9 protein-coding genes are annotated in these 14,710 nt (G+C 39.0%); 3 read left to right on the top strand and 6 right to left on the bottom strand.

The window, feature by feature from the left end; translation table 11 throughout:
* Positions 1-44 precede the first annotated feature (44 nt).
* A complete protein-coding gene (locus BM141_RS15575) occupies positions 45-1,196 on the bottom strand; it encodes a DNA polymerase III subunit gamma/tau (RefSeq protein WP_091548314.1) in 1,152 nt (383 codons plus the stop codon).
* Positions 1,197-1,566: 370 nt separating this feature from the next.
* Here BM141_RS15575 and BM141_RS15570 point away from each other — a divergent pair, with 370 nt between their 5' ends.
* Both BM141_RS15570 and BM141_RS15565 read left to right on the top strand, forming a co-directional pair.
* Positions 1,567-4,587 carry a T9SS type A sorting domain-containing protein gene (locus BM141_RS15570; protein ID WP_091548312.1) on the top strand — a complete coding sequence of 1,007 codons (3,021 nt, stop codon included), beginning with the start codon at positions 1,567-1,569 and terminating at the stop codon, positions 4,585-4,587.
* Between the two features lie 199 nt (positions 4,588-4,786).
* Complete coding sequence (locus BM141_RS15565; RefSeq protein ID WP_221407690.1) at positions 4,787-5,560, top strand: leucine-rich repeat domain-containing protein; 774 nt, start codon at positions 4,787-4,789, stop codon at positions 5,558-5,560.
* Here the strand turns inward: BM141_RS15565 and purD are convergent.
* The 4 genes from purD to BM141_RS15545 form a co-directional block, all read right to left on the bottom strand.
* Positions 5,557-6,834 carry a phosphoribosylamine--glycine ligase gene (purD, locus tag BM141_RS15560; protein WP_091548307.1) on the bottom strand — a complete coding sequence of 426 codons (1,278 nt, stop codon included), beginning with the start codon at positions 6,832-6,834 and terminating at the stop codon, positions 5,557-5,559. The genes BM141_RS15565 and purD overlap by 4 nt on opposite strands.
* Before the next feature lie 72 nt (positions 6,835-6,906).
* Positions 6,907-7,584, bottom strand: coding sequence for a D-lyxose/D-mannose family sugar isomerase (locus tag BM141_RS15555; protein WP_091548305.1), 678 nt, complete (start codon positions 7,582-7,584; stop codon positions 6,907-6,909).
* 27 nt (positions 7,585-7,611) lie between these two features.
* Positions 7,612-9,114: a tetratricopeptide repeat protein gene (locus BM141_RS15550; RefSeq protein WP_091548303.1), complete on the bottom strand. Its 1,503-nt coding sequence runs from the start codon at positions 9,112-9,114 to the stop codon at positions 7,612-7,614.
* A 202-nt stretch (positions 9,115-9,316) separates the two neighbouring features.
* Entirely contained in the window at positions 9,317-10,285 is a 969-nt protein-coding gene (locus tag BM141_RS15545) for a tryptophan 2,3-dioxygenase family protein (protein WP_091548301.1), read from the bottom strand.
* A 267-nt stretch (positions 10,286-10,552) separates the two neighbouring features.
* Here BM141_RS15545 and BM141_RS15540 point away from each other — a divergent pair, with 267 nt between their 5' ends.
* Entirely contained in the window at positions 10,553-12,037 is a 1,485-nt protein-coding gene (locus BM141_RS15540) for a phytoene desaturase family protein (protein ID WP_091548299.1), read from the top strand.
* A gap of 3 nt (positions 12,038-12,040) precedes the next feature.
* Here BM141_RS15540 and BM141_RS15535 read toward each other — a convergent pair whose 3' ends face one another.
* Complete coding sequence (locus BM141_RS15535) at positions 12,041-14,518, bottom strand: DNA gyrase/topoisomerase IV subunit A (RefSeq protein ID WP_091548296.1); 2,478 nt, start codon at positions 14,516-14,518, stop codon at positions 12,041-12,043.
* Positions 14,519-14,710: the final 192 nt, after the last annotated feature.

Genomic DNA, 14,710 nt, shown 5'->3' with positions numbered 1-14,710 from the left:
GGTATAATTAATCTTACTTTCGCTTACCTTATTGCTCTGCTCGCTTAGGTTATCAGTTTTTTTTTTAATGCCTCCTCCATGACTTTGGGAAGGGAAATGGCAGATTTGAGGTTTGCCAATTTCATCAAACAGAGTTCTACGTGGAATTTTTGATGCTTACTGCTTTTATAATTCAAATCACATTCATTGCCTATGCTCATAGCCGAAAGTAGAAAAGAAGCAGTAGTGGCATTGGCTTGGGCGATGTATTTTTGCTTGATGTTCTCGGCTACCTCCAGCAGGTGGACTGTGGCAGTATCCTTGCAGACCAGCAAGTTGCGAAAGTGGTCGCAAAGTCCAATGATAAAGTTATGAGCATCAAAACCCTTTCTCAATATTTCATCAAAAATGAGCAAAGCCTGCGAGAGATTTTCTTGGAGGAGAGCATCAGTAACTCTGAAGTAATAATCGTAGTCTAAAATATGCAGATTCTCAATTACTTGCTTATAAGTCAGCTGATTGCCTGCTGCAAAGGTTACGTTCAGGTCAAAGAGGGAAAGCGCATCTCTCAGCCCGCCGTCTGCTTTTTGGGCGATGATGTGCAGTGCCTCCGTATCAGCTTTGATGCCTTCTTTGATAGCAATAGTTGCCAAGTGGTCAGCTATGTCTTTTATCTGGATACGATTAAAGTCAAATATCTGACAACGAGAGAGAATCGTAGGAATGATTTTGTGTTTTTCCGTAGTTGCCAAGATAAAAATTGCATACGCAGGAGGCTCTTCTAAGGTTTTCAGAAAAGCATTGAAAGCGGCAGTAGAGAGCATGTGTACCTCGTCTATGATATATACTTTTCGCTTGCCAAACTGAGGTGGGTAGCGCACTTGGTCTATGAGGCTTCTGATGTCATCTACGGAATTGTTTGATGCTGCATCTAACTCTGTGATATTCAGCGAGGCGTTTTCATTGAAAGCCTTGCATGACTCACAGGTATTGCAAGCCTCCGCCTCAGGGGTAAGATTCAAGCAGTTGATAGTCTTGGCAAGGATACGGGCGCAAGTCGTTTTTCCTACGCCTCTGGGTCCGCAAAATAGGAACGCTTGTGCCAAGTGGTTGTTCCTGATAGCATTTTTGAGCGTAGTGGTGATGTGCGACTGTCCTACTACCGTGTCAAAAGTAGCGGGGCGGTATTTTCTTGCCGATACAACGAAATTTTCCATAAAATTCTGTCTTTAAACGTGTCAAGTTTTGCAAAACCTGACACGTTTAGCTAAAAACCTTTGCAAGATAATACGATTTTTTGAGATTGTAAGTAGGAAATTTTCAAATCACTAAATTTTTAAAAATTTAATCTATTTTATGCTAAATATTACACAAATTATTTTAGCTTTGTAAAGGGAATTATTTTAATCTCTTTAAGTACACTCTTTTCTTTAATTGAAAGCCTTTTCTAACTTGCGCCAAGGCTTTTTAGATAAAAAATAAACTGTATATCTTTGTATATCAACATTTTATTATAATTGTATTTTTATTTCATACAACTTTGACTTACTGAAACTATATCTTTTTAGTCTTATAAAAGTAATATTTATGCTAAAAAAAATACTATTTTTTGCTTTATTTATTTTGTTTCTTACATCTGCTAAGGCTACGCACATAGTAGGTGGAGAAATAGAAATGACGCATCTGGGAGGGACTATCTACCGCTTTACCTTAAACTTGTATTTTGACGAAATAAACGGCGACCCTTTGGCAATAGACGAGTTTATTTTTCCTGCTGTTTTCAGAAAGTCTGACAATGCCTACATAGGTTACATCACCCTGCCTAAAATTTCAGATACGCCTATCCCTTATGCAGACCCCAAGTGTGCAGTAGGTTCATTAAAAACAAGGCATATTGTTTACTCGGGCAATGTCAATCTTGCTGGTGCAAACCTGACTGACCCACAAGGCTATTACATCAGTTGGGAACGATGTTGCAGGAATAAAATCATAGAAAATATCATAGAACCTGAGAGCGCAGGGCAGACTTTTTACATGGAATTTCCTGCTTTGGAAAGCAACGGAAGTCCATTTTTGAACTCTACCCCTATTTTTCCCAAACCTAACAATCCGTATGCTTGTCTGAATCAGCCTTTTACATTGAGTTTTGCGGCAAGTGATGCTGACGGCGACCAACTTACTTATATGCTTCGTACCCCAGCTAATGGCAATAGTAATCCCTTTAATGTTGCTCCTTTTGGATTTTCTGCTCCCTATCCTCCCGTTCAGTGGCAGGCGGGCTACAGCGTCAATAATATGATAAAAGGTAATCCACCCATGCAAATTAATGCAAATACCGGATTAATGACTTTTACCCCCACAGAGACAGGACTTTTTGTTTTTGCAGTAGTATGTGAGGAGCGTAGGAATGGAGTAAAAATAGGCGAAGTAGTCAGAGAGTTCCAAATCATGGTCTTGGACTGCGGAGGGAATAATCCACCGCAAGCAAAGCTAAAACTTATTGACAGTGAGGAGTTTTACGATACAAGTGATGTTTTGCCCATCAGTGTAAGTGCTACTAACAAATGCACTAAGTTACAAGTAACTGATATAGATAATAATACACAAATCAAAGCAAGTATAGTTCCTATCAATTTTGCTGATGCTTCGGGTATCTTGTTGCAGAATAGTGGAACTATTACCAACGGAAGTACAGATAAGTTGCTTTTAGATGTATGTTTTGATAGGCTTGCTCCAAGATGCGAACCTTATGAAATGGATTTTGTAGTAGAAGACAATACTTGCGGCTCGCCTTTAAGAAACACTTTGAGGGTACGAGTTCTCATTCAAGGCAATGAAAATAATGCAATTATTCCGATTTTGGAGTGCATTTCTTTGAACGAAGACGGCTCTCGCACCGCTACTTTTGGCTATGAAAGTTTTAATACTACCGCAGTCCAGATTCCCAGTGGGCAAAATAATAGATTGGTAGGGGTAAGTTTTCATCAACAACCTACTACTTTCCAGACAGGAAGGTGGTACAATGTTTTTCAAGTTACTTATACGGGGACTAATGTGCCTACTTGGGAAATTGCCTCAGGAAGTTGCAATAAAAATATTAGCAGTACTACTGCACCGACTTGTGCTACCCCTTGTAGCCCTGAGAAAGAAAGGTATCTGATTCAAAGTCAAGCCCAACTTACTTTTCATGCCCCAGAAACCTTGACTATGGATTTCCAAGAAGGAAGCTACTTGGAGTTTAGTGCGAATGGTAGTGCCTATATTTATGGAAAGCTAAAAGTAAGCAGTAGCGAGGTGGCAGATGTACCTGTGAACAGTTCTTGGATTTTGCGTATGTATTTGGACAAGTCAGCAAAGGCTTTCTGCCCCGACAAAGGTGAACTTGGCGAAGCTATTTTAGCTACTTTGTTAGAAAATTGGGACTACTTAGAGTTGAACGGCTTGCAAACAAGTTTTACCCAAGTCAATGGCACAGGCACGATTAGCTTGGCTCATCGCTACGGGGAAGATGCCAAAAACTTTAGCCCAAGTAATTGCTACGGCTTTCAAATAGGCATGGAAGCCAATGGGAAGGACAATAGCTTAGGAGGTTCAGGCTTGTTTTATTTTAGTATCAATTACAGAGATAGAGATACCAAAGGGAGTTTGAATATTAGCTTAGAGCGTACCTGCTTCCCTGAATGTCAAGACTTTGCTATAAAAATAATCAGCTATGATGAGCGTACTCGTAAAGATGGGCAACCCATAGACGACACGCCTAATCGCCAAAGAAACCGACCAGAGAATGCCTTAGGCAGACCACAGGAAAATGATTTGTATAACTTTGTTTCTTTGGGTTTTGGAGGAAATATTGTCTTAGAATTGGCAAGTCCTGTATATAACCACAACAAATACGGCTTGCGTGCCGCTCACAACAATACCCTCATTGGCAAGGAGGTAAGTTTAGGGGATATTATCGTGGTGGAAACAAGTTTTGGAAGAATCAATCAGAATTGCGGAGAGAATCAAGACCAAAACTACCCTGAGCGTGCCAGATTTTATGGGACTGAATCGCTTAGCAAAACTTGGGTAGTTTTAGGAGAAGGTTGTCGAACTACTTTTGTAGATGTTGCCCCTGCGATAAGAGCAGGACATAAGTTTGTCAAATACCTGATGGTAGAGGATATTTCTGACATAGACAAGTTCATTTACAAAGATGAAGGCTACGACGTGGATGGTGTAATTATTTGTCCAGAGGCAGTCGCCGATGCCATTACAGGTAGCAATGGAAGGAGAGCCTTGTTAGATGCAAGAGTAGAGGAAAACACCTATTTTGACAGTGAGTTTTTCAATCATGCACCTAACCAAGATATGCGGTTTGAGGCTCAGATATATCCTAACCCATTCTCAGACAAACTATTGGTAAATATTTTATTGCAAGAACAAAGCAAAGTGGAAATTATGGTTTTTGATGTACTTGGAAAAATAGTCAAGCAAAGTAAAGAAGTGCTACAAGAAGGTTATAACCAACTAAAAATTGAACTTCCACATACAAACAAAGGATTGTATATAGTAAAAATTAAAGACGAGAGTGGTCAAAATCAGCTATTTAAAATGGTCAAAGATTGATTACTTCTACTTAAAACTTACCCTTGTAACTTAGATTACAAGGGTAACTTACAATAGAAAACCCTACATTTGTGTTTAGGATTTTCAAGTGTTTATCTGTTCCTTAATCGGTATGCGTTACTTTATTCTTATATCACTTTTACTCTTTACTTCCGCTTTTCATCAATTGAAAGATGCCAAAAGCTATTATGAAAGCGGAATGAAACATCTTAAAAGTAAGCAGTTTCTTCCTGCTATAGCAGATTTTACTCATGCTATCAGTATCAATGCGCGTTTCAAAGAAGCCTATCTTCAGCGGGCAAAAGCCAAACTGTTTCTTAGAGAAGAAACTGAACTTATTTCTATCAAAGATATTTATAGTGACTTGCTGAAAGCCAAAGAGTTAGGAGAGAAAGAGGCTTTTTATTTTTTGTGGAAAAAAGCACGTACAGAGTGCTATACCCGAAAAGCCCAACTTACAGGCAAAGAAGAGGTCTATTGCTTAGATTATAGCCGTGCTAACTTAAAAAGATTCCCCTCACAAATTAATCACTTGACTTCTTTGCTTTCTTTGCACCTAAATCACAATCAAATAAGTAGGATTGGGTACTTTCCTGCCTTAGAAAATCTCATTACTCTTGATGTAGATAATAACAAGTTGAGCTATCTCCCTGCCAATATTCACCAATTAAGTGCTTTGGTAGAATTAAATGCAAGTTTTAATCAGCTCAAAGCCCTGCCTCATACAATCACCCAACTGAAAAACCTCAAAGCCCTGTACCTGAGAGGCAATAAAATAGAGCGTTTACCTATTTCCATAAGTCAGTTGCAATCTTTAGAAATCTTAGATTTGTCTTTAAATTCACTAAAAAAAATACCTCAGGGTATAGAAAATCTGAAAAATTTACAAGTATTGTACCTTTTTGGAAATGAAATCCCTGAGGCAGAAATAGAACGGCTAAAAGTAAAAATGCCCTATACTGTCATCTACTAAGCTAAGTCAAAGCCAATATCTTTGCGATAGTACTTGCCCTGATAATCTATCATCTGTGCCGCTTTATAGGATTTTTCTAAGGCAAGTGCTTTATTCTCTGCCAAAGCTGTAAGTGCCACTACTCGTCCGCCAGAGGTCAAAATTTTACCTTCTTTGAGGGCAGTGCCTGCATGAAAAGCTAAGACTTCACTATTTACTTTTTCAAATCCTGTCATGACTTTTCCTTTTTCAAAGTCCTCTGGATACCCCCCCGAAACCAGCATAACCGTAGTAGCTGTTCTATCGTCTATTTCAAGTTTGGCTTCTGAGAGGCGTTTTTGAGCAGCAAGAGATAGCAGTTCTAAAAAATCAGACTTGATTCGTGGAATCACTACTTCTGTTTCAGGGTCGCCCATACGAACATTGTACTCTATGACATAAGGCTCTCCGGCTACATTCATCAAACCAATAAAGATAAAGCCCAAATAATCAATATTTTCTGCTTTTAAGCCTTGTAAAGTAGGCTTGATAATTTTCTGCTCAACTTTGTGCATAAAAACTTCGTCTGCAAAGGGAACAGGCGATACCGCTCCCATGCCTCCTGTGTTCAGCCCTGTATCTCCTTCTCCTATACGCTTGTAGTCTTTGGCAGAAGGAAGAATCTTGTACGAAGTCCCGTCAGTCAGCACAAAAACAGAAAGTTCTATTCCTTTCAAGTAGCTTTCTATCAATACCTTACTGCTCGCCGTACCAAACTTGCCTCCCTCTATCATCTCCACCAAGATTTGTTTGGCTTCTTCTCTATTTTCTGTAATAATCACCCCTTTTCCTGCTGCAAGACCGTCTGCTTTGAGTACAATAGGCAATGAGTGCGTTGCTAAATAAGCCAAACCTTCCTGCAAAGAATCCTTGTCAAAAGTACGCGCTGTGGCAGTAGGAATACCGTACTTGCGCATAAAGGCTTTGGAAAAATCTTTGCTTCCCTCGAGCATAGCCCCAGCTTTGGTAGGTCCTATAAATTGTATTTTTTTTAGATTTTCATTTGCTTGGAAAAAATCAGTAATGCCTTCTACTAAAGGAGTTTCCGTCCCTGCTAAAACCAAATCTATCTGATTATCTATGCAAAACTGACCAAGATTAGCAAAATCATTCAAAGAGATATTTACATTCTGAGCGATTTGGGCTGTCCCCGCATTCCCTGTGGCTACAAAAAGTTTTTTGCACAATAGGCTTTGAGCGATTTTCCATGCAAAAGCGTGTTCTCTGCCACCAGAACCAAGAATTAATACATTCATGATAGTAAAAAATAATTTGTTCGTGGCAAATATATGAATTTATTAGGCTCAGACAGGCTTGTTTTCAAGTTTTTATACAAACCGCTCATAATCATTACAAAGTAAGTATAGAGGTGGCTCATCTTCCTCTACTGTGGGAAATCTACCGATAGGCTCGTAGAAATAATTGTCTGTGAAATCATCATTTACCTTGCTTACTTCACCTACTAAGACCTTGCCCTGCCCTTTTTTACCCCAAAATTGGTGATAAAGTTTAGGAGGCAAGCATACCGATTCACCTGCCCGAAGCTCAATAGTGCCTCCTGCGGGTATGGTATGGCTAATGCCGTCTATATGCACTTTTACAGGAGTATCTGCTAATTTTTTGTCCTCTGTACTGTTCCAAAGCTGTACTACCAATACTCCTCCGCCACGATTAATGATATCTTCCATCTTGTACCAGTGGAAGTGAGCGGGCGTAGTTTGCTCTTCCCTGACTATCATTATCTTTTCTGCATAGCTTTTTCCTATCACTTCTTTGATGTTTCCATTGCGGAGAGTAAAAAGTATTAAGCCTTTCTTCAGAAACTCGCCACTCCCAAAGTCTGTAATGTCCCAACCTAAATGATTTTTTATGATTTCTTGGGCATACTCCTTTTTCTCTTTCCATGCTTCTACTCCCCATTTTGCCCAAGGGGGTAGCGCAAAGCAATGAAGCTCAAAAAAAGTAGGACTTTCTTTGAGTAGTTGGTTAATTTGAGAGCGTTTCATCTGATTTGTAAGGCTTGAAATGAGTGTTTAATCTAATTTTTTAGCTAACTTTTGGGCTTCCTTAGTTTCAATTTTTTTGAGGAAAAAAGCTATCGTAGGTTCTTTGCGTTTTAAAGCAACTACTTTCAGGTATTTTTCATCTAAAGTAATTTTATAAAGGCTTGCTGCACAGTAAGCACTGATTTCAGGATTGCCTAATCCACTTTCTAATGTTTTAATAACATAGGCATTAGGAAAGTTAGCAAGGGCAAGCGCAGCACGTTGGCGTGCTTTTATTTCGCCAAGATGACCATTTTCCAAGGAGGACTGAAAGGTAGGGTTGAGCAAGTCTATCAGTGGTAATACCGCCTGTTCGTTGCCCAATTCTCCCATGTACTCTGCTATGCGAATAGTTTCCTCTTCTAATTGGTCTTTTTCCAGCAACTCCACCAACAAATCCAACATTCCCGCAGGTCTGACTTGCATCAGCTCTTTTAATACGTGGTCTATCGTACATAGGTATTCTGTATGACGCGCCAAAGCAATCAACATATACAAGGAAAACTTATCTCGCTTAACAAGTTCTCTTACTATGGCTTTTTCCAATTCTCCATGCACTTCGTGATAGTAGCAAACTGTGGCTAAGAACTTAGTAGAGGTTGGGGATTTATCTTGTAGCAGGCTTCTCACTGCTTTTTCTTTTCCTTTACTATCCATTTTTTCTCCACCAAAGTTAATCAACTCATAAATCCTATAATTTTCTTTGGAATACTCCATTTCACAGAAAGAGGGTAGCCAATTATAGAATGCTCCTTGTTGGGTAGCGAGTTCTGCCTGCTCGATATTTCCCAACGCAAGCCAATAATCAGAAAGTCCGTCATAGGCAGGTGAGTAGTTGGGATTTAATTCAAGGGCATGATTAAAACTAAAAATTGCCTTGTCATAATGATGTAAGTTTAAAGCCGCATTTCCTAATCTGACCCAGTATTCCTCATGTGAGGGGTACATTTCAGTTAGTTTCGCCCAAAAAACCATAGACTTATCATAATTTTTCAGGTGGTCGTGTAGCTTACCCAAGTGAATAAGAGGCTCGTCCTCGTAAGGATGCAAGATATGTGCTTTCTCAAATGCTTCAGAAGCTAATTTGAGCATGGAAAATTTGTAATCAGCATCTTTGGCTGAATCTGCTTGGTTCAATAACTCCACCTTTCCCTTGCGAAACTTTACATTCATTCCCTTTATTCCTTGCCTAAATCTAATTTCCCCAATATTTAGATAAAAAGGATAGTCGTCTTCCGTATTTCTTAGTCCTTCTGACCAGATTTTAATAGCATCTTCTGAGTCGCCAAAGTAGTCGGTAAGGCTGCCTAACAACAAACGAGAGTCCATATCCTCTGCATTATGCACCAAGTTTTCACTCAATAGCTTTTTAGCAGTCGTTAATTCTCTATGGTTTAATAGCTCTACAATATTATCTATGGGGTGTTGGGCATAGGCAGACGAGCCAAAGCAAAACAAAAGGAAAAATATCCAAAAAAACGCCTTATTCATAAGTGGACTATCCTAAATATTAAGGTTAAAACAATGAGTAGAAAGGGAAAAGGCAAATATATATAAAACAACGGAAAATTCTGATAAATTATACACATAAAATTATAAAAAAAGAGTAATATAGTTCCTAAAAAAGCAAAATATCAGCAATTTTTAGCAATGATAGCATAAGTATAATACCAGATAGAAGCCCCTCCAAGTTTTAACGATGCGAACTCTCCTTTCCAAATCGTTCTACTACCCAGCTTTTTCCCCAATTTTCTTTTTCATCCTCTGTCCAAAGTTCAGGGAAAAAAATTATTTTTTGAAATCTTGGAGGCAGGTATTTCTGCCAATTAGTTCCCCCAGTAGCGGCAATATCTGCGGGTTCTTTATGCAAATAGCGTACCGCAGAACCAAAGTGAGCCAACTTCCAATCTATGTTTAGTAGTGCATCAAATTTGCGAAGTTCACTTTTTATGCTTTCTGACTGAGAAAATTTCCTTTTAAAAAGTCGCAAAAAATTGGTTTCTATATGTTCTTTGGCTAATCTGATAAAAGTCTCGGCGTATTTGTCCTCAAACTGTTTCAGTGTAAGCGTTTTTTTTCCTGTAGCTAATTCGGTTGCGCCATATTTCCAATAAATATGTTCATACATTTCCTCTATGGTCGTATGTGTGTCTATTTGCTTAAAAAAATTTTTTTCTACTAAATATTTGAAATCCGTAGCACAAATCTCTATCATGCGAAACTGTCCTGATTGGAAGCCACTCGCAGGGAGCAGAGACATACGAAATTTGAGAAACTGCTCCCTTTCCATGCCCTCGCCCATAATCTCAAAAGTATGCACCAGATACGCAAGGTACCGATTAATGCGTTTCAAACGGGCAGTAAAAAAATCTTCTGTCAAGTAATCATGCTTAGTTATCTGCTTAATTTCCAAAAGGATAAGTTTGAAGTATAGTTCTGTAATTTGATGATAAATAATAAAAATCTGCTCATCGGGAAAATCTGTTTTGGGATTTTGCAAGCTAAGTAGGGTGTCCAAATGAATATAGTCCCAATAAGTCAGGTAGTTGGCATAGAGCAAGCCGTCTAAGTAAGAGGATAAGTCCTGCCCCATTGCCTCGTATTTCTGTTCCAACTTTTCTACCTGAGCCAAGATATGCGAAGGAATATCATTGTTGTTCATAAAAAATATGTTTTTAAAGTTCTCTGAAAACTACTAAAAATGGTCAATCGCTATAAAGTTATATTTCCTGTCTGTGTACGATTGATTACAAAAATATGAAAAAACAAGTGGCATATAACAAACTGATACAAAGGATTTGAAAACAATATACGGTTTTTATTTAAAGCTTTTATTGCTACAGATTTTGTCAAAGCCATAACAATTTGCTTGCATATCAAATTATAATAGAAAAATTTTGATATAAGTTGTATAAATTAATTACTAATCATGTCAAATCGGTTTGATGCCTTAGTCATAGGGAGTGGCATGGGTTCGCTTACGGTGGCGTGCTTATTAGCCAAAGAGGGGAAAAAGGTGGGTATTTTAGAGCAAAATTGGTTAGCGGGAGGCTGCACAAGTTCCTATTGGCGAAAAGGCTTTGTTTTTGAGAGTGGGGCTACTACTTTGGTCGGCTTGGACAAAAATATGCCTCTGAGGTATCTGTTAGATGAAATAGGGGTTGCTTTAGAAGTAGTTGAGTTAGATTTGCCTATGAAAATAGTAATGAAAAATGGTGTAGTTATTCATCGCTATAAAGACTTAGACCAATGGATAGAGGAAGCAGAGCGAGTATTTGGCAAGAAAAACCAACGGGCTTTTTGGAAGTTTTGCTATCAAGTTAGCCAGTTTGTTTGGGAAACTTCTTTGGAGCAGACAGCCTTCCCCCCAAGCAATTTTTCTGATTTACTTTATTGTGCAAAAAATGTCAATCTCAAGCAGTTGCGATACGCAGGTTACGCCTTTTTTTCTATGGAGTGGCTGTTGAAAAAATATGATTTGTTGGACAATCAGCCTTTTGTAGATTTTGTAAACGAGCAGTTGCTCATTACTGCCCAAAACTACTTGCAGGAAGTCAATGTACTTTTCGGGGCTACAGCCCTTTGCTATACCAACTACGGCAATTACTATATCAATGGTGGGCTTATCAACTTGGTCAGTCCCTTAGTAAAGTATTTAGAAACACAAGGCTCAACGCTTTTCTTGAGGCATAAAGTAGAAAAAATCAGTTCAAAAAATAATCTTTATCACTTGACCGTCAAGCCCAAGGGCAAAGAGGTACAGGAGTTTTATGCTCCTATTCTCGTTTCAGGTATTCCTATTAATAATACTTTGGAATTATGGGAAGGCAAAGAAAAGTTCATCAAGCCTTTACAAGAAAAGCAAATGCTCTCTCCCCAACTCAACAGTGCTTTCCAAATGGGTATTGGCTTTAAAAAAACTAAAGAGTTTGACTGCATTCACTACCAAATTCACCTTGAAAAGCCTCTGCCACAGGTAGGCTCGGCGAGTATTTTTCTCAGCTTGAACCACCCCCACGACCAAAGCCGATGTGATGAGCCTAATAGCATGGTTGCCTCTATCAGCACACACGTAAAAAATCCCGCAGCAAACATGACCTTTGACAAGGCAAAAGCAGAAGAAGCTATCCTTGAAGCCTTAGAAAAGCGGGGTTTTTTAAAAAAAGAAGAGGTTATCTACGCTCATTCTTCTACCCCCACTGCTTGGGAAAAGTGGACGAACCGCAAATACGGTTTTGTAGGTGGCTACCCTCAGTATCTAAAAATCAAACCTTGGCAGATGATAGATAGCCGCTTAGATAGCAAAGGGGCATACCTCTGCGGCGATACTACTTACCCTGGTCAAGGCATACCGGGCGTGGTACTAAGCGGTATTATTGCGTATAATAAAATGAAGAGAGATAAGCAAATATAAAATTTACTCCCCTTCTCCCTCAGAAACTATTTGCACGCTCTTTATCCTGAGCTGTGGTAGCCGCGTGCCGAGTGCCTTCCAACCTCTGACTTCGGTAAGCAAGTCCACGTCGTAGATATTGCTCACTTCTTTCTTTGCCTCGTTGATAGAGGTAATTTTAATTTGAGGTTGCTCGGCTACGGTAGCCATCAATAGCTTAGACTTTTTGTGTTCGGTGATGAAAGAAAATTTCTTGCCTACGGTAGTAGTTTCTATCAAAAAGCGTTTGATATAGAAGTTTTCATTTTCTCCATCAAAATAGACAGCCGAGACAATGGCTTTGGGGTCAAACTTGTGCAGACTCACGACTTCCGCAATTTCATAGCGATTTGCCAAGTCTGCGTTCATGATTTCGTAAGTGCCATCAGTATAAAGGGCTAAAATCTTATCGTCGGATTGGAAAGAACCTAAGTAAATGCCTCTTTCTTCGGTATTTAGCCTCCCTATTTTGTTGTCGTAGTAAATATTCAATCCGCCCAAAGTAGAGCCTCCAGCCATTTTGAACTTGATATTGCGAACAGGGTACTTGGTCAAAATATTGCCTTGAGCGGAACGCCCTTTAATTGCCAAGGTCGCAAAGTCAAAGTCAAAAACCTTGATTTTTGCCTTGCAAGCTGGGGTAAGTTGGACGGTGATGGTTTCTGCTTCTCCATTGGGGTTAGCGGAAAAGTACCAAATCTTAGAATGTTTTGTTCCTCTGGTAATGTCATTTTCTCTATCTCTGGTAATCCCCCCGACTTGAAAGCGTTTTACATACGTTATGCCCGTTTCGCCGTCCAAGTAGGCGGCATTATAGACTTTTCTCTCATCATCTTTGTTGAAAACCTCAGCGTGAATGATGTCCTTGCCTACGAAAACCTTTTCGGCAATTTTCACTACTTTGAATTTACCGTCTTTTAAAAAGACAATAATATCGTCTATGTCAGAACATTCTGAAATGTACTCATCTTTTTTCAAACCGTAGCCTATAAAGCCATCAGCCCTATTGATGTAAAGTTTTTGATTGTTAGCGGCAACTTTGGTAGCGGTGATTACATCAAAAGTGCGAATTTCTGTTTTACGTTCTCTGCCTTTGCCGTATTTAGTCAGTAAGTTTTTATAATAAGAGATGGCGTATTCTATCAAATTTTCAAGGTTATACTCTACTTCTTTCAACTCATTTTCCAAATTTCTCATCAGTTCATCTGCCTTGAAAGCGTCGTATTTGGAAATGCGTTTGATTTTGATTTCAGTAAGTTTAATAATGTCATCTTGGGTAATTTCTCTGTAAAACTGTGGTTTATAAGGTTCTATGCCTTCATCTATGATTTGCAAGACCATTTCCCAAGTGGTGGCTTCTTCTATGTCCCTATAAATTCGGTTTTCTATAAAAATCTTTTCCAAAGAAGAATACAAAAGTTTTTCCATTAGCTCATGTCTGCGGATAAGTAGCTCTTTTTCAAGAAGTTTTACTGTATTGTCCGTACAAACTTTGAGCATCTCGTCCACGCTGGTAAAAAGCGGTTTTTCGTCAATAATCACGCAAGCATTAGGCGAAATGGAAACTTCGCAATCCGTAAAGGCATACAGCGCACTCATAGTAATATCAGGAGAAACGCCTGGTGCCAAAGCTACTTGGATTTCGACCTCTTTGGCAGTATTGTCAGTAACTTTTTTGATTTTGATTTTGCCCGAGTCGTTTGCTTTTACTATGGATTCCATCAAACCGTCAGTAGTTACACCAAAAGGTACATCTTTGATAACCAAAGTTTTAGAGTCCAATTCTTCTATCCTTGCCCTTACCCTTACTTTCCCGCCTTTTCGTCCTTGATTGTAGTTGGTAACATCTATCAAGCCTCCAGTAGGAAAATCGGGGAAAATTTCAAAAGGTTTGCCTCTCAAATAATCTATAGAGGCTTTGATGAGTTCTATGAAATTATGGGGTAAAATCTTGGTAGAAAGCCCAACCGCAATGCCTTCTGTTCCCTGTGCCAAGAGCAAAGGAAACTTTACAGGAAGCGTAACAGGCTCATTTTTACGCCCATCATAAGAGAGTTGCCACTCGGTAGTTTGCGGATTGAAAACCACTTCCAAAGCAAATTTGGACAAGCGAGCCTCGATATAGCGTGGAGCCGCTGCCCCGTCCCCTGTGCGAATATCGCCCCAATTCCCTTGTGTATCAATAAGTAAGTCTTTCTGCCCCAAGCCAACCATAGCATCGCCAATAGAAGCATCTCCATGCGGGTGATACTGCATAGTTTGCCCAATGATGTTAGCCACTTTATTGTATCGTCCATCGTCCATCTCCTTCATAGCGTGCAAGATGCGGCGTTGAACAGGCTTTAAACCATCATTCAAAGCAGGGACGGCACGTTCCAAAATTACGTAAGAGGCATATTCTAAAAACCAGTTTTCATACATTCCCGAAACAGGGAGTACATCATGTAAGTGGCTGTCTTCCATTGGATTAATTACTAATGACTAATTGATTAATGGCTAATGAAGGGCAAAGATAGGAAAATTTTTGTAACTTAAAAATCAATCTTTATGAAAATAGTAATTTTTTATTGATTTACAGTGATATATATTTTGCAAAATAGCAGATTCAGTAAAAAATTAGGAAAAGTTTAAGTTTTATTTAGTTTTACCACATAA

This window comes from Thermoflexibacter ruber, from assembly GCF_900113045.1.
GTDB classification, from domain to species: Bacteria; Bacteroidota; Bacteroidia; order Cytophagales; family Thermoflexibacteraceae; genus Thermoflexibacter; species Thermoflexibacter ruber.
Note: the sequence above shows the minus strand (reverse complement) of the source record. Positions and strands in the feature narration are given on the sequence as shown.

Excerpts from the sequence above, each read along its gene's own strand:
- BM141_RS15565 (WP_221407690.1), top strand. The coding sequence starts at position 4,787 with ATGAAACATCTTAAAAGTAAGCAGTTTCTTCCTGCTATAGCAGATTTT.
- BM141_RS15575 (WP_091548314.1), bottom strand. The coding sequence starts at position 1,196 with ATGGAAAATTTCGTTGTATCGGCAAGAAAATACCGCCCCGCTACTTTT.
- BM141_RS15545 (WP_091548301.1), bottom strand. The coding sequence starts at position 10,285 with ATGAACAACAATGATATTCCTTCGCATATCTTGGCTCAGGTAGAAAAG.
- BM141_RS15555 (WP_091548305.1), bottom strand. The coding sequence starts at position 7,584 with ATGAAACGCTCTCAAATTAACCAACTACTCAAAGAAAGTCCTACTTTT.
- BM141_RS15540 (WP_091548299.1), top strand. The coding sequence starts at position 10,553 with ATGTCAAATCGGTTTGATGCCTTAGTCATAGGGAGTGGCATGGGTTCG.
- BM141_RS15535 (WP_091548296.1), bottom strand. The coding sequence starts at position 14,518 with ATGGAAGACAGCCACTTACATGATGTACTCCCTGTTTCGGGAATGTAT.
- BM141_RS15550 (WP_091548303.1), bottom strand. The coding sequence starts at position 9,114 with ATGAATAAGGCGTTTTTTTGGATATTTTTCCTTTTGTTTTGCTTTGGC.
- BM141_RS15570 (WP_091548312.1), top strand. The coding sequence starts at position 1,567 with ATGCTAAAAAAAATACTATTTTTTGCTTTATTTATTTTGTTTCTTACA.
- purD (WP_091548307.1), bottom strand. The coding sequence starts at position 6,834 with ATGAATGTATTAATTCTTGGTTCTGGTGGCAGAGAACACGCTTTTGCA.